Origin of the sequence: Pseudomonas sp. SMN5 (genome assembly GCF_052041925.1) — a bacterium.
Taxonomy (GTDB): domain Bacteria; phylum Pseudomonadota; class Gammaproteobacteria; order Pseudomonadales; family Pseudomonadaceae; genus Aquipseudomonas.
Genome location: NZ_JBKGGX010000002.1, coordinates 230,474 through 249,324, shown reverse-complemented (window position 1 = coordinate 249,324; position 18,851 = coordinate 230,474). Strand labels below are relative to the sequence as shown.

At 53.8% G+C, this 18,851-nt stretch carries 14 protein-coding genes; 4 read left to right on the top strand and 10 right to left on the bottom strand.

Going from position 1 to position 18,851, the window contains the following annotated elements:
* The first annotated feature begins 21 nt into the window (after positions 1-21).
* From ACLEJR_RS02810 to ACLEJR_RS02795, 4 genes are all read left to right on the top strand, one after another.
* A complete protein-coding gene (locus ACLEJR_RS02810) occupies positions 22-2,229 on the top strand; it encodes a bifunctional prephenate dehydrogenase/3-phosphoshikimate 1-carboxyvinyltransferase (protein WP_440812120.1) in 2,208 nt (735 codons plus the stop codon).
* Complete coding sequence (gene cmk, locus ACLEJR_RS02805; protein WP_014337227.1) at positions 2,226-2,915, top strand: (d)CMP kinase; 690 nt, start codon at positions 2,226-2,228, stop codon at positions 2,913-2,915. The genes ACLEJR_RS02810 and cmk overlap by 4 nt, the downstream gene beginning before the upstream one ends.
* A gap of 120 nt (positions 2,916-3,035) precedes the next feature.
* Positions 3,036-4,730 carry a 30S ribosomal protein S1 gene (gene rpsA, locus ACLEJR_RS02800; protein WP_440795636.1) on the top strand — a complete coding sequence of 565 codons (1,695 nt, stop codon included), beginning with the start codon at positions 3,036-3,038 and terminating at the stop codon, positions 4,728-4,730.
* Positions 4,731-4,913: 183 nt separating this feature from the next.
* The gene (locus tag ACLEJR_RS02795) at positions 4,914-5,192 is read left to right on the top strand and encodes a hypothetical protein (protein ID WP_440795634.1); all 279 of its coding nucleotides are present in this window, start codon (positions 4,914-4,916) and stop codon (positions 5,190-5,192) included.
* A gap of 73 nt (positions 5,193-5,265) precedes the next feature.
* Here the strand turns inward: ACLEJR_RS02795 and ACLEJR_RS02790 are convergent, their stop codons facing one another.
* The 10 genes from ACLEJR_RS02790 to ACLEJR_RS02745 are packed head-to-tail and all read right to left on the bottom strand — an operon-like array spanning position 5,266 to position 18,303.
* Complete coding sequence (locus ACLEJR_RS02790) at positions 5,266-6,276, bottom strand: NAD-dependent epimerase (RefSeq protein WP_440812025.1); 1,011 nt, start codon at positions 6,274-6,276, stop codon at positions 5,266-5,268.
* Complete coding sequence (locus ACLEJR_RS02785) at positions 6,273-7,625, bottom strand: UDP-glucose dehydrogenase family protein (protein ID WP_440812023.1); 1,353 nt, start codon at positions 7,623-7,625, stop codon at positions 6,273-6,275. Before ACLEJR_RS02785 ends, ACLEJR_RS02790 begins: the two co-directional genes overlap by 4 nt.
* Before the next feature lie 46 nt (positions 7,626-7,671).
* Positions 7,672-8,889, bottom strand: a complete 1,218-nt coding sequence (locus ACLEJR_RS02780) for a glycosyltransferase (protein ID WP_440812021.1) — start codon at positions 8,887-8,889, stop codon at positions 7,672-7,674.
* Positions 8,889-10,832 (bottom strand): methyltransferase domain-containing protein, encoded by a 1,944-nt coding sequence (locus ACLEJR_RS02775; RefSeq protein ID WP_440812018.1) that lies wholly within the window; start codon positions 10,830-10,832, stop codon positions 8,889-8,891. Before ACLEJR_RS02775 ends, ACLEJR_RS02780 begins: the two co-directional genes overlap by 1 nt.
* Complete coding sequence (locus ACLEJR_RS02770; protein WP_440812016.1) at positions 10,829-14,059, bottom strand: glycosyltransferase; 3,231 nt, start codon at positions 14,057-14,059, stop codon at positions 10,829-10,831. The genes ACLEJR_RS02775 and ACLEJR_RS02770 overlap by 4 nt, the downstream gene beginning before the upstream one ends.
* Positions 14,056-15,084 carry an acyltransferase family protein gene (locus ACLEJR_RS02765; protein ID WP_440812014.1) on the bottom strand — a complete coding sequence of 343 codons (1,029 nt, stop codon included), beginning with the start codon at positions 15,082-15,084 and terminating at the stop codon, positions 14,056-14,058. Before ACLEJR_RS02765 ends, ACLEJR_RS02770 begins: the two co-directional genes overlap by 4 nt.
* A gap of 33 nt (positions 15,085-15,117) precedes the next feature.
* Positions 15,118-15,876: an ABC transporter ATP-binding protein gene (locus ACLEJR_RS02760; RefSeq protein WP_440812012.1), complete on the bottom strand. Its 759-nt coding sequence runs from the start codon at positions 15,874-15,876 to the stop codon at positions 15,118-15,120.
* Entirely contained in the window at positions 15,873-16,670 is a 798-nt protein-coding gene (locus tag ACLEJR_RS02755) for an ABC transporter permease (RefSeq protein ID WP_440812009.1), read from the bottom strand. The genes ACLEJR_RS02760 and ACLEJR_RS02755 overlap by 4 nt, the downstream gene beginning before the upstream one ends.
* Positions 16,667-17,179, bottom strand: coding sequence for a GNAT family N-acetyltransferase (locus ACLEJR_RS02750; protein ID WP_440812007.1), 513 nt, complete (start codon positions 17,177-17,179; stop codon positions 16,667-16,669). Before ACLEJR_RS02750 ends, ACLEJR_RS02755 begins: the two co-directional genes overlap by 4 nt.
* Positions 17,176-18,303, bottom strand: coding sequence for a DegT/DnrJ/EryC1/StrS family aminotransferase (locus ACLEJR_RS02745; RefSeq protein WP_440795614.1), 1,128 nt, complete (start codon positions 18,301-18,303; stop codon positions 17,176-17,178). Before ACLEJR_RS02745 ends, ACLEJR_RS02750 begins: the two co-directional genes overlap by 4 nt.
* Between the last annotated feature and the right edge of the window lie 548 nt (positions 18,304-18,851).

Below are 18,851 nucleotides of genomic sequence, written 5' to 3'. Positions count from 1 at the left end.
TCACTGCAGCCTGCTGTGCCTATGATCGGTCGCCTGGTGGTGGTCGGCCTGGGGTTGATCGGCGGTTCGTTTGCCAAGGGGCTGCGTGAAAGCGGCCTGTGTCGTGAGGTGGTCGGTGTCGACCTGGATCCGCAGTCGCGTAAGCTGGCGGTGGAGCTGGGGGTAGTGGATCGTTGCGAGGACGATCTGGCGGTCGCTTGCCAGGGTGCGGACGTGATCCAACTGGCGGTGCCGATCCTGGCTATGGAAAAGCTGCTGGCACGGCTGGCGACCCTGGATCTGGAGCGCACCATCCTGACGGATGTCGGCAGCGCCAAGGGCAATGTCGTGCGCGCGGCTGCCGAGGCTTTCGGCGCGATGCCGGCGCGTTTCGTACCCGGTCATCCGATTGCCGGTTCCGAGCAGAGTGGGGTAGAGGCCTCCAACGCCGAACTGTTTCGTCGCCACAAAGTGATACTGACACCGTTGGAACAGACCGATCCGGCTGCGCTGGCGGTAGTGGACCGCCTGTGGCGCGAGCTGGGAGCCGATGTCGAGCACATGCAGGTCGAGCGTCACGACGAAGTATTGGCCGCCACCAGCCATTTGCCGCACCTGCTGGCGTTCGGTCTGGTGGATTCATTGGCCAAACGCAATGAAAATCTTGAGATCTTCCGTTACGCTGCCGGCGGTTTCCGCGATTTCACGAGAATCGCCGGGAGCGACCCGGTCATGTGGCACGACATCTTTCTCGCCAACCGCGAAGCTGTCCTGCGCACACTCGATACATTTCGCAGCGACCTCGACGCCTTGCGCGACGCGGTCGATGCAGGGGACGGGCACCAATTGCTGGGCGTTTTCACACGCGCCAGGGTGGCCCGCGAGCATTTCAGTAAAATCCTGGCCCGTCGGGCCTATGTGGACGCTATGAATTCCAACGATCTGATTTTCCTGGCACAACCTGGTGGCTCCCTGAGTGGGCGTATTCGTGTACCGGGCGATAAATCGATTTCCCACCGCTCGATCATGCTTGGCTCGCTGGCTGAAGGCGTGACCGAGGTTGAAGGCTTTCTCGAAGGCGAAGATGCCCTGGCGACGTTGCAAGCGTTTCGCGACATGGGGGTGGTCATCGAAGGGCCACACCACGGCCGCGTGACTATCCATGGTGTCGGCCTGCACGGCCTGAAGCCGGCCCCGGGGCCGATCTACCTGGGAAACTCCGGGACCTCGATGCGTCTGCTTTCCGGCCTGCTGGCTGCGCAGGACTTCGACAGCACCCTGACTGGCGATGCCTCGCTGTCCAAGCGCCCGATGAATCGCGTCGCCAATCCGTTGCGCGAGATGGGCGCGGTCATCGAGACTGCGGCCGAGGGGCGTCCGCCGATGACCATTCGCGGCGGCAACAAGCTCAAGGGCCTGACCTACACCATGCCGATGGCCAGTGCCCAGGTGAAATCCTGCCTGCTGCTGGCAGGTCTTTACGCCGAAGGCAAGACCACCGTCACCGAGCCGGCGCCGACCCGCGACCATACCGAGCGGATGTTGCGTGGTTTTGGCTACCCGGTGACAGTCGATGGTGCGACTGCCTCGGTCGAGTCCGGCAGCAAGCTGACTGCGACGCATATCGAAGTGCCGGGCGATATTTCCTCGTCGGCGTTCTTCCTGGTAGCCGCTTCGATTGCCGAAGGCTCTGACTTGGTGCTCGAACACGTTGGTATCAACCCGACCCGTACCGGCGTGATCGACATTCTGCGCCTGATGGGTGCCGACATCACCTTGGAGAATCCGCGTGAAGTGGGTGGCGAACCGGTGGCCGACCTGCACGTACGAGCAGCTAGACTCAAGGGTATCGAGATTCCCGAGGCGCTGGTTCCGTTGGCCATCGATGAATTCCCGGTGCTGTTCGTCGCGGCGGCTTGTGCAGAAGGGCGCACTGTATTGACCGGTGCCGAGGAGCTGCGGGTCAAGGAGTCGGATCGCATCCAGGTGATGGCAGACGGCTTGCTGGCCCTGGGCGTGAAGTGCCAGCCCACACCGGATGGCATCATTATCGACGGCGGCCAGATCGGCGGCGGCGAAGTTCATGGTCATGGCGACCATCGCATTGCCATGGCCTTCAGTGTTGCGTCCTTGCGCGCCAGTGCGCCGATTCGCATCCATGACTGCGCCAACGTCGCAACGTCGTTCCCGAACTTCCTGGCGTTGTGCGCGCAGGTCGGTATCCGAGTAGCACAAGAGGCACAGTCGTGAACATCAAGGCACCGGTCATCACCATCGATGGCCCAAGTGGTTCGGGCAAGGGCACCGTCGCTGGTATCCTCGCCAGGCAGCTGGGCTGGAACCTGCTCGATTCGGGTGCCTTGTATCGTCTGTTGGCATTCGCTGCCGCGAACCACGGCGTCGACCTGACCAACGAAGAGTTGCTCAAGGCATTGGCCGCGCATCTGGATGTCCAGTTCATCGCAGCCACTGACGGCCAGTTGCAGCGCATTATCCTGGAAGGCGACGAAGTCAGCGATGTCATTCGTACCGAAAGCGTGGGTGCCGGTGCTTCCCAGGTGGCTGCGCTACCGGCGGTGCGCGAAGCGCTGCTGCAACGCCAGCGCGCATTCCAGGAGCCGCCAGGGCTGGTTGCCGACGGTCGCGACATGGGCACCGTGGTATTTCCCGATGCGCCATTGAAGATTTTCCTTACCGCCAGCGCGGAAGAGCGGGCGCGTCGCCGCTATTTGCAGTTGAAGGGCAAAGGCGAGGATGTTAGTCTGTCGAGTCTGCTAGATGAGATACGTGCACGCGACGAGCGTGATACCCAGCGCGCAGTAGCCCCGCTAAAGCCGGCGGCCGATGCGATACAGCTGGATTCCACGGAGTTGTCCATCGACCAGGTGTTGCAACGCATCATGAGCGAGATCGCCATTCGCGATATCGCCGGGTGACCAGGAAGCTCCGCAGGGGACCAGTCATAGTCCTGCGGTGCTTCTTTTATATGAAACTAACCCATACCGTCTGGGGTATGGAGCCGGGCGTATTCTTCGCCCCAATCAACAGGAATTAAAATGAGCGAAAGCTTTGCGGAACTCTTTGAAGAAAGCTTGAAAACCCTGAACCTTCAGGCAGGCTCCATCATCACCGGCGTTATCGTTGATATCGATTACCAGTCTGGCTGGGTAACCGTTCACGCTGGTCTGAAGTCTGAAGCACTGATCCCGCTTGAGCAGTTCTACAACGATGCTGGCGAACTGAACATCAACGTGGGTGACGAAGTTCACGTTGCGCTGGACTCGGTTGAAGATGGCTTCGGTGAAACCAAGCTGTCCCGTGAAAAAGCCAAGCGCGCTGAATGCTGGATCGTTCTGGAAGCAGCCTTCGCAGCCGAGGAAGTGGTCAAGGGCGTTATCAACGGTAAGGTTAAAGGCGGCTTCACTGTCGACGTTAACGGCATCCGTGCGTTCCTGCCAGGTTCCCTGGTTGACGTCCGTCCAGTGCGCGACACCACGCACCTGGAAGGCAAAGAGCTGGAATTCAAGGTCATCAAGCTGGACCAGAAGCGCAACAACGTTGTCGTTTCCCGTCGCAGTGTCCTGGAAGCCGAGAACTCCGCCGAGCGCGAAGCTCTGCTGGAATCGCTGCAGGAAGGCCAACAGGTCAAGGGTATCGTCAAGAACCTCACCGATTACGGCGCATTCGTCGATCTGGGTGGCGTCGATGGCCTGCTGCACATCACCGACATGGCCTGGAAGCGTATCAAGCATCCTTCGGAAATCGTCAACGTTGGCGACGAGATCGATGTCAAGGTTCTGAAGTACGATCGCGAGCGCAACCGTGTTTCCCTGGGTCTCAAGCAACTGGGCGAAGACCCATGGGTTGCTATCAAAGCCCGTTACCCAGAAGGCACTCGCGTCACCGCTCGTGTGACCAACCTCACCGACTACGGCTGCTTCGCTGAGCTGGAAGAAGGCGTTGAAGGCCTGGTGCACGTTTCCGAAATGGACTGGACCAACAAGAACATCCACCCTTCGAAAGTCGTACAAGTCGGCGACGAAGTGGAAGTCATGGTTCTGGACATCGACGAAGAGCGTCGTCGTATCTCCCTGGGCATCAAGCAGTGCAAGTCCAACCCATGGGAAGACTTCTCTGGCCAGTTCAACAAGGGCGACAAGATCTCCGGCACCATCAAGTCGATCACCGATTTCGGTATCTTCATTGGTCTGGATGGCGGCATCGACGGCCTGGTTCACCTGTCCGACATCTCCTGGAACGAAGTGGGCGAAGAAGCCGTACGTCGTTTCAAGAAGGGCGACGAGCTGGACACCGTTATCCTGTCGGTTGACCCAGAGCGCGAGCGCATCTCCCTGGGTATCAAGCAACTGGAAAGCGATCCGTTCTCCGAGTACGTTCAAGAGAACGACAAAGGCGCAATCGTTAAGGGCATCGTGAAAGAAGTTGACGCCAAAGGCGCCATCATCACCCTGGCCGACGATATCGAAGCGACTCTGAAAGCCTCCGAAATCAGCCGTGACCGCGTTGAAGACGCGCGCAACGTCCTGAAAGAAGGCGAAGAAGTAGAAGCCAAGATCATCAGCGTTGACCGCAAGAGCCGTGTAATCCAGCTCTCGATCAAGTCGAAAGACGTTGAAGACGAGAAAGAAGCTATCCAAAGCCTGCGCGACAAGCCAGCTTCGGACAGCGTCGCTGCTGGTCCTACCACTCTGGGCGACCTGCTGCGTGCACAAATGGAAAAGCAGAACTGAGTTCTGTTGGGCCATAGAAAAGGGCGACTTCGGTCGCCCTTTTTTGTGGGCGTGATTTGTCTGAATCGCTGCCTTGAGCGCTCGCCATGAACCAACACCTCGTCCAAGCTGTCTTTGATTAAGCAGATGGTGCGTATAACCAGTTAGGCTTGAGTTAGCCTATTGGCCCACTAGAGGGATTCGATGAACAGGCTTTTTCTTGTGCTGGCTGTATTGACGCTGGCAGGTTGCTCCACAAGCGCAAAGACTCATGCTGTGCGCGGCGTCAGCGGCATCGAGATCGACTGCTCAGGACTCGGCTCTGGCTGGGAGAAGTGCAACAAGCGGGCTGCGAAGGAGTGCAAGGGAGCAGGCTATAAAGTCATTACCCGTTCTGACGAGGCCAAAGATGAGGACCAGTACCCCTTCGGTTTCAATCCGGCAGGTTATCTGACTCGTACAATGTTGGTCATGTGTCGATAGCTTCAACGCTTCATTTGATCGGGAGTCCTGAACAGGGCATTAACCTGTTCAGGATCTGCGAAGGGGCTGGGAGTCACCCGACGACGTAGAATTTCTTGTACCAATCCACGAATTGGCCGATGCCGCTCTCTATTGACGTGCTGGGAGCGTAGCCAGTATCAATCCTTAATTGCTCGACATCCGCGAATGTATGCTCAACGTCCCCTGGCTGTAAGGGGAGAAGCTCTTTCTGTGTGGTTTTGCCCAATGCATCTTCGATATGGCTGATGTAGGTAAGCAATTCAACAGGTTGGCTGTTTCCAATATTATAGATTTTCCATGGCGCACGGCTGGAAGCTGGATCGGGTGCCAGTCCAGACCATTCGGGGTTTGGGGCCGCTATATGATCGAGAACCTGTACTACACCTTTAACGATATCGTCGATATAAGTAAAGTCGCGACGGTGTTTTCCATAGTTGAAAATCTTTAAGGGTTTGCCTTCCAATATCGCCCTGACAAACAGGAATGGCGACATATCAGGCCGTCCCCACGGGCCATAGACCGTGAAGAAGCGTAGGCCAGTTGTCGGCAGTCCATAAAGATGACTATAGGAATGGGCCATCAATTCATTGGCTTTTTTAGTTGCCGCGTAAAGTGACACAGGATGGTCTACGTTGTCGTGTACGGCGAACGGCATGCTCTCGTTTGCGCCGTAAACCGAGCTGGATGAGGCATAGACCAAGTGCTTGACTCTACCTTGGCGACAGCCTTCAAGCACGTTCAGGAAGCCGACCAGATTGCTCTCTGCATAGGCATGTGGGTTTTCCAATGAGTAACGAACCCCCGCCTGTGCGGCAAGATGAACGACCTTATCGAAACCTTCTTTGGCAAAAAGAGCAGCCATTGATGCCCGATCGCCAATGTCCATCCGTATGAAGCGAAAGCCCTGGAGCGGAATCAGAAGTGCGAGTCGGGCTTCTTTGAGCGAGACCTCATAATAGTCATTCAGATTATCGATGCCCACGACCTCATCGCCACGGGCTAGCAGCGCCTGGCTGACATGGAAGCCGATAAAGCCGGCTGCTCCCGTCACGAGTACCTTCACTGTGGGATTCCTTGCTGATGTTGGACGTCGCCGCGACCTATTGCGTAATACATGAATCCAGCCTCTTTGGCGGAAATCGGATCGAACAGGTTACGTCCGTCAACCAGAACCGGGAAATTCAGGCAACGCTTGAGCCATTTGAAATCTACGGTACGAAACTGTTTCCATTCGGTACAGATGACCAAGGCATCGGCGCCTGCCAACGCTTGCTCCCGGTTCTGCACCAACTGCAGGTCGCTGCGTGGACCATAAATGCGGGAGGTTTCATCCATCGCAGCAGGGTCAAATGCCTGAACTTTTCCGCCTGCGGCCCAGATTGCTTCCATCAGATTGCGGCTTGGCGCAGCACGCATATCGTCAGTGTTCGGCTTGAATGAAAGGCCCCAGACCGCGATGGTTTTATCCGCTAGATCAGAGTCGAAGGCATGCAGGAGCTTATCGAACAGCACATTCTTCTGACGATTGTTGACCGACTCCACAGCATTGAGCAATTCAGCTTCGTAACCGATTTCGTGTGCAGTGCGCGCCAGCGCTTGAACGTCTTTCGGGAAGCACGAACCGCCATAACCGCAACCAGGGTAGATGAATTGAAAGCCGATCCTCGGGTCCGAGCCAATGCCCAGTCTGACTTGCTCGATATCTGCCCCGAGACGCTCTGCCATCTGCGCAATCTCGTTCATGAAGCTGATTTTTGTCGCAAGCATTGCATTGGCCGCGTATTTGGTGAGTTCGGCAGAGCGCACATCCATGAAGATTAACTTATCGCGGTTGCGACTGTAGGGGGCATAACATTCACGCATAGCCGCCCTGACTTCTTCGCAGTTGGTTCCGACGATGATGCGCGCAGCCTTGGAGAAGTCCTCTATTGCAGAACCTTCCTTAAGGAACTCTGGATTGGAGCAGACAGCGAATTCCAGCTCGATTTGCCTAGCTTTCAATGTTTCGGTGATCGTGTGGGTAACCTTGTCGGCGGTTCCCACCGGAACGGTGGACTTGTTAACGATGATTTTTCGGCTGCTCATATGCTGACCGATGGTCCGGGCGACAGCCAATACATGTTGTAAATCGGCAGAACCATCCTCATTGGGGGGGGTTCCTACGGCAATCATTTGCAACTCGCCGAAGTCGACGCCTTCATTCGGATTCGTCGTGAAGTGCAGCCGGCCCTGTTGCTGATTCTGTTCGAGCAGCGCATCCAGCCCCGGCTCGTAGATCGGGACGATACCGCGCTTGAGACCCTCGATTTTTTCTTTGTCGATATCGACGCACATCACTTCATGGCCGGCATCCGCAAGACAGGCGCCGGTGACAAGACCAACGTAGCCAGTGCCGAATACTGTAACTCTCATAATTTACGATCCTGATAAATAAGGGGAGCCACTATCGAGAGGCTTTTCAAAGAGCTTTGTCGCGTAGCAAGACAAATTTAATGCGATTAATGAGCTTCTCGGCGACTAGGCGCAATCCCCCTTCAGCGTAGACGGTAGAAGCCCGCACCCATAGCGACTCGAATCGCAGGAAGTGCGCGAGAAGATAAGATTTCAGCTTATTGATACGCAGCGGTTTGATCCTGGTGCGCTTCATGTGCCGCTGAACCTGAGTAAAGTGATTGGACCAGATCATTGCTACCCGTTCAACGCTATGCTTTTCAAGAACGTCTTCATAGGCGTTGCTCGCAATTCTGGCTCGCAGGGCGGGATCGGAAATCAACCGGCTTATGGCTGAAATCCACGCTTGAGTCGTATGTTCGGTCAGCAGCCCGGTTTCACCATCGACGACTGAACGTTGATAGGGTGGCATATTCGAATAAATTCCGGCTATGCCGCACGCTGAATACTCTCGGTATTTGTTGTTGGTTTTGCAGCGATTAGAGTAATTATCGATCAGTGGTGCTAGTCCGATCGACCACTGTCGCTCCTGTTTGAAATGTATAAAACCTTCATAGTCGCCATTGTGGGGAAAGGTACGTATGCGACTATCAGACCCCAGGTCAGACGGCGTAGCGCCTATGAATTCGAATACTACCTGCGGATACGCGTCCAATATCGGCCGAATCACCGGTTTGATGATCTCCAGATCATCGACTCTGGATGGGCTTCCTGCAAACCCGATACGCAACTCCCCGTGCGTCAAGGGTTGTGCAGCCCTTAATAATGAAAAATCGAAAAATGATGGCAATATTTCGATTTTTTCATTGAACTGATACAGGAAATCCGCCAGCAGGTCAGAGTTGGTCAATACGCGGTAGGCCCCGGAAACGGCGGCCTCCAACGTGTGACGGATAAGTGGGTGCTGGTAGTAAAGGGCAATAGGGGAGTCGCCCTCGATTTTCCAGAAGTTATCATCTATGTAATAGATGAACGGGTGGTGGGCGTTGTGTAGCCTGTCAATCCAGAGCCGCAGCGACGGATCGCCGCTGCGGACAAAAAACGGAATGGTGGTTTTTCGAATATCCGAAGGTTTCAGCGCAGCCAGGAAGACCTTACGGTAAACGATTCCGTAAGGCTCACAGGCAGATAGCATATGCTCGATCAAATGGGTCGTGGCGATCTCCCCTTCGATGACCAGCAGGATATCTATGTTTGGCTTTATCAAGCTGCGACCTTCAGCCATTACTGTAGTGCGGCAAAAGGGAAGTATTTGTAGCGCTTTCTGATCAGCGAATACTCGCTGACTTCATAAAGACCAACGGGAACGTCGGAGTCTTTGACAAAAATGCGCAAATACCAGTTCTTCTCCAATGTCGTCGCTGCCGGAAGCTCGAAATGCGTCGGCGCATCAGGATTGACGACGGCCAGCGGCAGGGCGACCTGTGCAACGACCTCCTTGTCGCTGGAGACAATTTCGATACCCACCAGCCCTTGGTTTCCGCGCATTAATGGTCGGATAGCCAGGGTTATACGGCGAAGATTGTCTTGTTTGATCGGCATGAGGTACTCCCGATACGGAACATTTCTCAAGTCATCCCCCAAGGCCAGCATCGGGCGGGAAGTGTTGAGAAGGTGTTTTTCCGTGAAATTCCTGAGGGAAGAAAATGCCGGTGAGATCGAGTCCCACAGTGAGCCTTTGCTCTTGTACAGCGAGACCAGTTGCACGGAGCGAGAGGCTCGATAGCCGCTTACTTCTGTCTGGAGATTGTCGATTACCTGGAGCGCCTCATGGCGCGAATGATCGGCATGCTGCTGTGCATTGCTGAGCGCCAGTTTCAGATGTTTCACCTCTTGCGCCAGTGGCGACTGGATTTGGGAAGCTTGCCGCGCCGAGGTCAATTCCTCGTTGAGCCGGCTGTGCTCGCTTTTCCAGGAACCTTCCTTGGCACGGTACCAATCGATGATGCCGTTGGCCGTAAGCAGCTCGGCCTTGAGCAAGGCTACTCTCGCCTCAATAGTTGCCAGGCTTTCCAGTTTGTCACGCAATTCCTGGTTTGTCCGTACCAGGGCCAGGACTTCGTGATTGGCTTGCGTGGCAGCAGACTGGGCATCACTCAGGCTCTGCATGAGCTCGTCAAGCCGTGCAGATGATTGTGCGGCTTTATCCTGAAGTTGCATATTTTGTTCGTTGAGGCTCAGCGCTTTATCATTCAGCAATTGATGCTGCAGCTCGGACTTCATCAGTTTGATGTTGCTTTCATGAAGCTGATTATTCAGCAGTTCGGTCTTTTCAAACAGCCCCATTACCTGCAAGCGCAGGTGATGGTTTTCAGTTCTTGTCTCATGGAGCAGGCGTTCAGATTGCGCTCGATCTTCGGTCAGCTCATTGATGCGCCGCTCGACAGCCACATCTGGGGCCTGAGCCAATGGTGTTCTGTTAGCGAGCTCAAGTTTCAGTTCTTCGATACGCTGACGAAGCGCCGCTTCACTTTGGGTGAATTTTTGAATGATCTGTTCTTGCTCGTGCATCTTAAGGTGCCTGATGTAATAAGGTTCATAGGGTACGAACGCGTCGACATAATCGGAGAAGCTGGCGTCAGGCGAGCGTTCATCACCTTTCCAAACGATAAGCTGGTACATGATCTGTTCACATACGTTGAACCGTTCGTTACGAAACTTTCTCTTTTGTTCAAGAGGAAGGTGGCTGTATTCGGGGAAATAGAAAAACTCAACGTTGATCAATCGAATATCAAGGCCCGGGTTGGAGTTGTCCGACTTTGAAAGTCCCCATGGACGTTGTACCGGGTCAGGATAATCAAGCGGGTCTACTGGCGTCTCGGGATGGTCCGTCCAGAAACGAGGCGTGTGCTCATTGAATACGGTGAGGTGGTAGGGGTTTGCGACGTTCAGTTTCTGTTCGTAATAAGGCGCGATGATGCATACCTGAGCGCCGTGCTTACACACACGATAAATTTCGCGCATTGTGAACATCAAGTCCTTGGTGTGTTCCAAGGCATGTGATGAAAACAGCAGATCAACCGAATCATCTTCTAACGGTAGAACTGCATCAATATCGGCCAGAATATCGACTTCCGGCATAGGAAAGCGATCAATTCCGATGAACCCTTCTTGCTTGCGTTTACCGCAGCCGAGGTCGATCCTTACTGGTTCGTTTTCAGGTTTCATTTATCCAGGGCTCTGCACATTTGGCTGATCTGACTGCGCGTTGTAAAAAGAGTTTCGAGCAGCATATCTTCATTTGAAGGTATCGACGGTCTCTTTTCCGCTACTGATGCGGACTGTACCGGGACTTGATGTTTGGAGAACTCATCAAACGCCTGGTTGTACAAATCCACCAGTTCGGATCGAACGTACGTAGGCCGGGCGAGGAACTGCATGGATCTCTGAGCACGGTCCACAATTTCCAGGCGCTGTTCAGGTGAAAGGCGCATATATTCCGAAATCGCGGCGGCCATCGCTTCAGGGCTATCGTTCTTGGAAAGGAAGCCACTGTAGCGGTGTTTGATAATCTCGCCCACGCCACCTACGTTCGTCGAAACCACCGGGATACCCATCGCCATGGCTTGCAGCATGGTTTGCGGCATCGATTCGTCAGTGGCAGAAATCAGTAGCAGATCCGCTTGGTCATAGAAGGGCTTCGGATCATCAATAAAGCCATGCAGCGTGAATTTGTCTGGGAAACCGCTGTTTTTGATCAATGAAGTGCATTGTTGGACATACACGTCGTTGAATACGTCATAGCCAATCAGGTCCACAGAGACATCAAATCCGGCTTCGTTCAGCAATATTGCGGCCTGGATTGCACCCAACTGGTTTTTCCTGGGCTGGAGTGTGCCCGAGACGAGAATGCGAAGTGCGTTCTGGGTGTTTGCCACACGCTTACGATTTTCACCAAACGCCTTGAAGTAATCGTCAGCAACTGGGCAGACGATGCGTCTGGCCGGGCTTTTCGACAGGCTCGCCCATTTAAATCCGTGAGTAAGCGAAGAGCAATGGATCGAGTCGGCAAAGCGAACAACAAACTTATCGGCGCCTTCGTAGTATTGATGGACACTTGCTGTACATGGAATGCCCAGCCGTTTGGCCAGCAAGCTCATGGTGGGTGACCAGGTTGTAAAGTGCAGCAGGCCGATATTATTGTTCGCCAGACGGCGGGCGAGAATATTTGCAGCCAACTCATCCTGCGGTTGGAATGGGCGCTGGGGCTGAGGGGGTTCCGTGTAGCCCGACGGCCAACTTTCTTCTATCAAATCAGCTCCGCCAGTGGCCGCATCCCAACGCGATTTGAATGCGCTGCTATAGACAGCATCTTTGGGAACGAGCCCCAGGACACGGAAGCCAAGGGACGCAACGAGGCTCGCATGCCTGATCAGATGAAGCGTGGCGCCGCCCAGCGCTGCTTCGTGGAAACTATAGGCGATAGTCTTGTCGCCGAGCCTCGAGTGCAGGCGAACGGATTCGAAAGTAGCCAGGAAGTCGTAGAACTGTGATTCGGTGGTATACCGCGACAGAACCAGGTCACGAGCATTTTCAAGCATCTCGGTCCGTTCCTGCTGGCTCATCGAGTACGCTTTGGCCAAAGCACTTTCCCACGCTTCGACAGTGTTCTCGACCTTGATGCAACAGGCGTCCGGGATATCGGAATAAGGGACTGCGTCAGTGAAGATGCAGACCGCCCCCGCAGCGACTGATTCCAAAAGCTTGACGGGGCTTTTGCTGCGCGCTGCCCGTGTACTGAAGTCGAGAGGGACCAGTGCCACGTCAAAGCTGCACATGCTCAAATCCCGCACGTAACTTTCATAGACATGGGTGAACGGCTTGAAATACACCGGGCAATCCAAGGGGCCGAATTTATCCGGGTCCAATCCCCAGAAATGAAACTCCACGGAGTTCGAATTCTTACTGACGAAACTTGATAGCGCCGGCCATAGCTCGCGCAAGATATCTTCGCGCACAGCCCCGGACATAATGGCGAACTTCAGACGCTTGTCGCGACGATATGTGCGCTTCTGAACGAATCGGGCATGGATATTGGTATGGAGTCGGGCTGTCTTGCTGTTGAGTTCGCCCAGATCCTCATTGATCGCATCGCTGTACCCGATGCAGCAATCCACATTCTTGATCTGATGGACAATCTCCTGGTACGCCGGCGTGCCTGGCGCCAGGAAGCTGTGCTGCGGTCCAACCGAATGGAAGTGCAGCATGTTGTCATCCATCAAATATGCCATGGGCGTCTTGCCCTTTTGGATATTGATGAAATGACTGGCGGCAGCGCCAACGGTGCGGTAGAGCACTGCCACGTCGATACCGGTCAAATCGACGGTCAGCAGCTCGTTTTCCTTGACGAAAGTGCTATTGACCGCACGTTGCTCCGGCAGCGTCGTGAAATTATTGATCGTGACATCGACCGAAGTGGAGTAGTCCGGCTTGACGGTCAACAAATGCAATTTGCGACCGCGGGCGCCCGCTGCCACAGCCATTTCGCTATCGCTGCAGTAATCATTAAACTTCGTCAGGAAGGGAATAGCTTCCATTCGCCGGTATTCGTTGATCTCCGCATCGGTGAACGAGCCGGAAAACTGCGCGAGATCGACAACGTCATAGTTGCCGATGGCCGCGGGCGTCAGCAACTGGTCCCGTGGTATGGACAGACTCTTGCGGTACCGGGTGAAGAACAGAGGAATTTCCTTGCCCAGCGAGTCGGCCAGGTTAGCGCGCACATGCGACGTTACCTCATCCACCCAAATAAAATCGGCATGTTTGGCAAATCTTAGCCACAGATCGTAATCCGAAAAACGCCGCATCATGACGTGCGAGTCGTACATGCCGGCGATATCGTACAGCGCTTTGTGATGCATTACGGTATTGTTCGCTATGTAGTTAGCGTTCATCAACAAACCGTAATTGAAGGGACCGCCCAGCTTCCGGGAGGTTGTCGTTCCGTCAGCAAGTGCAATGTCGACACTGGCATTTCCATAGACAACTGCAGATTTGCTGCATTTATCAAGCTGCTCTACACGTACCTGCAGGCTGTGTTGCGTCCATAAATCATCGTCGAACTGATAAGCGATGTACTTGCCTTTCGCTAGGAGCGCGGCTTGATTGACCCGCAGGGCCGGCAGTCCACTGTTTTTATGGTAGGAGTGGACGATGATGCGTGGATCTTTCTTCAGGTATTCCTGCAACACCGCCGCGGACCCGTCCCGAGAGCCATCATCCACAATGATCAGCTCGAAATCTTCGTAGCTCTGGGCCAGCACACTGTCGATGGATTCCTGGAGCGGGCCATGTCCGCGAGAGTAAGTAGGCAGGATCACGGTGACTTTAGGGGCCGACGGAGCCTTGCTACTGGCGTAGACCTTAAGGTCAGTAGAAAAGTCGCTAAATTTCATGGCTGTTCCAAGGGCTGTTTTAGTTGGGGCGTGGTGTGATGAGAGAGCAGGCGATCAACCATTGGCCGTATCTTCTGTTGATATAGCCAGTACTCAAACTTGCCAAAAGCTATAGAGGTGGGGAGCGCTACGAGCGTCATCAGCAACAAGGAGGTATGGAACGTGGCACCTGATGCCTTGAGGGCCAGATACAGGCAATAAATAATTGGCAAGTGCAGTAAATAGATACCGTATGAGTAGTCCCCTAAAATAGTTAATAACTTGGGGAAAGGTTTTAGCTGGATGGCGAACAGGATAAGCATCGCGCCGACCAGCGAGGTACTTAGCAAATATCTGGATTCTGCAAAGAAAATTGATTCTGCGCCAATGAGGAGAAATCCCATATAGGCTGAGGTCTTATGGGGTGAAAGAGTGAGGCGGGCGAGAAAATAACCGGTAATGAAAAATATATTAAGGGGAGACAGGAAAATCGTAGTGTAGTCCGGGCTGGGTAGGCTGATTGATACACCGTTATGACCGGCGACAAGAATCGATGCCAACCACAATAATAAGGCGGCGTTCATCAGCGGCGCCCGTGCTCGTGTTAGCAGCATTAATAGAACGATAAACGTGTAGAAGAACATCTCATATATAAGTGTCCAATACGGCACCTGGAAAGAATCGTTCAATGAGCCTGAAGGAAACAAAAGGAGTGATGCCCAGTTGCTCAAGGCAGGGCGATGAGTAGAAAAAAGATAAAAAATTGCGGTTGAAGTTATCAGTGCAATACAGTAGGCCGGGTATATCCGCGCCAATCGATGACTGGCAAAAAGTTTGGGTTTTTTATCGGTTTGAAGAGCTATTACGAAACCGGAAATAATAAAGAAGACGTAAACGCCTACGCCGCCGAAATTAAATTTTCGAAAGTCTAGGGCCGCGTCTCCAGTGACTTGACTCGAGAAAAAGTAGGCGTGCTGCAAGAATACCAGCGCTGCGGCGAACAAGCGTAACGCTTGGATATTCTTGAGTGTTGATGTCCCTATCATATTCTTCCTTCTAACGGGATGCTTGTTACTTGATTACAGGCTGTTCGTATGCGCATCGTTGTAGCGCTTGACGATCTCGTCAGTGGGGCCGTCTGCCACTATCTGGCCCTTGTGCAACCATATTGTCCTGTTGCAGAAGTCATTCAAGAGGCTAAAATTGTGAGTTGTAAATACCAGAATCTTGCCCTGCTCCATGAATTCAAACATTCGACGCTTGGCTTTCTCTGCAAAGGAGATGTCGCCGGCTCCCATGACCTCGTCGATCAGGAGAATTTCCGGATTGATACTAGTCGATACGGCAAACGCCAGGCGAATGAACATTCCTGAGGAATATGTTCGTACTGGATAATCAAGAAAGTCTCCAAGCTCGGTGAACTTGGCGATCTCTGGAAGTTTTTCTTCAATCGCCTCCGGTGACATGCCCAGCAACAGACCGCGAATACGAATGTTGTCCCAGCCCGACTGGTTCATTTCGAAACCGGTAGCGAATTCAAACATTGGGCAGACATGGCCCTTGATTGAAACGGTGCCTGACGTCGGTGGGTAAATATCCGCCATCACTTTTAGCAAAGTGCTCTTGCCCGCACCATTGAGCCCTATCAGCCCAACGCGTTCTCCATGGTTGATCTCCAGGTTAATGCCTTGCAGCGCGGCGATGCGATAATTGGTGGCAGTCGCTGCGTTGCGTGTCAGCAACTTGCGCCTGACCCAGCTTTTCAACCCCTCTTCGCTGCTCAATGCTCCTTCGAAAGTAATATCGACATTCTTCAGGACAAGTGATGCATGAGTCATAAAAGGAATACCACGCGAGAGTCGAGCTTCATGGCCACGAGTAGTGACAGAAGCCAGGAAGTCAGTACGTAGACACCAGCCCACATGTAGTTTTCAGGTAGTGCCAGTTCACCCTGGATGATTGGGTGTCGTACGACATCAATAAGATAATAAAGCGGATTGAGCTGATAAATGAACCCAAGCCCTTTTTCATGCAACATCTGAATCGGGAACATGATGGGCGTGACGAAGAACATCATTTGCAGCATCACAGCCATTGCGTGGGGAAAATCGCGAAATCGGGCGCCGAGGTAGGCGCTAATCGTGATGTGTCCGAAGGCCGCCATGATCAGAAGCAACAGCCCTGGAATGGTATATAGCCAGCCCATCGCGTTGACTTCATGAAAAAACAGCTGCACCGGTATCACCACCGCGATACCGATGAGCAGTACGATAACGCTTGATATCAGGGTTCTCAGCAGATAGATCTGCTTGGGATAAGAAAATTGCTTGATGTATCCCTCGGCCCTGACAAAGGTTGCGCTGGCATCAGTGATGGACGCGACGATGAACCCCCACAGTGCAAAACCGCATGCCAGATAGGGCAAGAACTCGTGGACGGGCTGACCGAATAACAGTCCGTAGATGAGACCGACACCTGTGACAAAGAAACCGGTTGTCAGCACGATCCATAGCGGACCTATGAACGACCGGTGAAATCTTGCCTTGATATCCTGAACGCCCAGATATGTCCAAACACGCCACATTTTCAATGCGCGGCCGCTATCGATAAACAGTCTTGTGACACTCGTCATTCAATTCCCGCCTGGTTCTTCCGCACGCCCATTCTAATCAATCCCTCGTAACGCTGCTCTTCCTGAAAGCCATGCTTGAGGTATAGGCGGATGGCACGTTCGTTAGTCTCGATTACTTCGAGAAAAACGTATTCCAGATCAAGTACTTCCCAACAGATCCTCAACAGGATCCCACACGCTCGACTGATATAGCCGCGCCCTGCACAATCCGGATCAGCCAGGAACCGACCAACTTCGGCCGAGCGTGCCTGCCAGTCAATTGCGTAGACGGACGCTTGCCCTACCAGCGAACCTTCCGCTTCAACGACGAACAGATAGTCAGTGTCCTTAGGCTGGTAATGCTTGTGAAACCAATTGGAATGTTGCTCATAGGTTAATGGAGTCGAAGTCTTGAACCAGACACGAGCCTCGTCCCGGTTACGCCAGGACAAGGTCTCATGTAAGTCACTCTCTTCGATTAAGCGAAGACGCAACGCGTCGTCTCCAAACGAGGGGAGTGAACGCTTCATTTTGCGTAGCGGATCAGGAGTTCGCACACAGTATCGACGTCTGCGCGGGTAAGACCGAGGTGCATCGGCAGCGACAGGATTTCCTGGCTGGCCTTAGCCGCTTTAGGGCAGGTTCCTGCGCCGAACGAGTACATAGCGTATTCGGTGTTGTCGCGGTAATGCACGCCAGGATAGATCTGATGTTCGTTCAGGGCCAGCATGACTGCGTCCCGATCCTTGACGCGGACTTGCAGCAAATGAGTCGAAGACTCGCAGCCAGGCGTAACGTCGACAATGCTGATTTTGGTCTGACCAGCCAGGTTCTCGCGATACCAGGAGGCCAGCTGACGGCGGTAAGCGTTATCCAGGTCCAGATACTTTAGCTGCACCAGGCCCATCGCGGCCATGATCGAGTTGCCGTGATACTTGTAGCCCAGCTCCTCCACGTCATACATCCACTTATAGGCACCTTGTGCGGCAGTACGTGCAAAGGTGTCTTTGTTGATGCCCAGCCAAGTCAGTTTGCGAACGCGCTCGTCATCTTCGCGATCCCTGAAGCAGATCATGCCGGAGTCGGCAGTCGGCAGGTTCTTGACCGCCTGGAAGCTGAACACGACGCTGTCTGCTTCCTGGCCGACATGCTTGCCGTTGACGCGGGTGCCCGCCATGTGGGCTGCGTCGAGAATAAGCTTGATGCCGCGCTCTTTACAGATCTCCACTATTTTCTGGTATTGCCCAACGTTACCGCCGATACCGACGAAAATCAGTGCTTTGGTCTTCGAGGTGATGCGTTCAACGACGCTCTCCGGATCCAGGCACAACGATTCATCGACATCAGCAAATACCGGCTTCATACCGGCATACAGAATGGCATGGTTGGTGGAAATGAATGTCAGTGGAGTGGTGATGACTTCATCATCATTGGCCCAGCCAAACTTGGTCTTGAACAGCTCAACGGCCAGGTGCAGGCCAACTGTATTGGAGCTCAGGAAGTGAGCGTGTGGTAAACCGGTGTAGGTTTTCCATTCTTCTTCCATGGTGGCTGTCTTGAAGCCTAGGCCGGTCCAGCCTTTTTCGAGACATTCGCGAATCGCGGCGAGGCATTCATCAATGCGGAATTTTGGAACGAACAGCTGAATCGACATGGGAATATCCTTATAGGTAGGTTTGGCCAAAGCTTGAAGGCGCTGTACATACCGATCGGGTTTTATGCAAGTGTTGGATAGATAACTTGGAAGCCGGCGAAGATCGCTGGTGCTCAAGCTCTATTGGTGTGGCACTGGGCCGGTAAAGCAGGGTGAAGCAAGCAGGACGAAAAGCGATCTCCTTATCTCGTTCCGGACAATAGGAGGCTTTCCACGTGCGAAGGTCAGTGCTTCCGGTGGCGGCCCTGTTCGAGCGCCCCCAGCAAATCTGCCACAAGACTTGGTAGCGTGGGCCATGCCAGACATGCAGCAAATAAGCGGAAATGGACAATTGTTCGTTTCGGTAAAGGGCACGTTACATGTCCGCATACCCATCAAGCCCGTAGAGGCGGTAAAGGGAACACGGGACCAGACATTCGCTTGTGTCAAAAACCTTTCTTCCTAGGCTGTCTCGGGCTCGATTTCGTTAGTACGGCATCGATGGGACTACCTGTTACCACGTAGTTTCCTAAGGCAGCGCAGGACTATTCCAGCTACGTGTGCAGATC

Excerpts from the sequence above, each read along its gene's own strand:
- ACLEJR_RS02810 (WP_440812120.1), top strand. The coding sequence starts at position 22 with ATGATCGGTCGCCTGGTGGTGGTCGGCCTGGGGTTGATCGGCGGTTCG.
- rpsA (WP_440795636.1), top strand. The coding sequence starts at position 3,036 with ATGAGCGAAAGCTTTGCGGAACTCTTTGAAGAAAGCTTGAAAACCCTG.
- ACLEJR_RS02795 (WP_440795634.1), top strand. The coding sequence starts at position 4,914 with ATGAACAGGCTTTTTCTTGTGCTGGCTGTATTGACGCTGGCAGGTTGC.
- ACLEJR_RS02785 (WP_440812023.1), bottom strand. The coding sequence starts at position 7,625 with ATGAGAGTTACAGTATTCGGCACTGGCTACGTTGGTCTTGTCACCGGC.
- ACLEJR_RS02780 (WP_440812021.1), bottom strand. The coding sequence starts at position 8,889 with ATGGCTGAAGGTCGCAGCTTGATAAAGCCAAACATAGATATCCTGCTG.
- ACLEJR_RS02775 (WP_440812018.1), bottom strand. The coding sequence starts at position 10,832 with ATGAAACCTGAAAACGAACCAGTAAGGATCGACCTCGGCTGCGGTAAA.
- ACLEJR_RS02770 (WP_440812016.1), bottom strand. The coding sequence starts at position 14,059 with ATGAAATTTAGCGACTTTTCTACTGACCTTAAGGTCTACGCCAGTAGC.
- ACLEJR_RS02765 (WP_440812014.1), bottom strand. The coding sequence starts at position 15,084 with ATGATAGGGACATCAACACTCAAGAATATCCAAGCGTTACGCTTGTTC.
- ACLEJR_RS02760 (WP_440812012.1), bottom strand. The coding sequence starts at position 15,876 with ATGACTCATGCATCACTTGTCCTGAAGAATGTCGATATTACTTTCGAA.
- ACLEJR_RS02755 (WP_440812009.1), bottom strand. The coding sequence starts at position 16,670 with ATGACGAGTGTCACAAGACTGTTTATCGATAGCGGCCGCGCATTGAAA.
- ACLEJR_RS02750 (WP_440812007.1), bottom strand. The coding sequence starts at position 17,179 with ATGAAGCGTTCACTCCCCTCGTTTGGAGACGACGCGTTGCGTCTTCGC.
- ACLEJR_RS02745 (WP_440795614.1), bottom strand. The coding sequence starts at position 18,303 with ATGTCGATTCAGCTGTTCGTTCCAAAATTCCGCATTGATGAATGCCTC.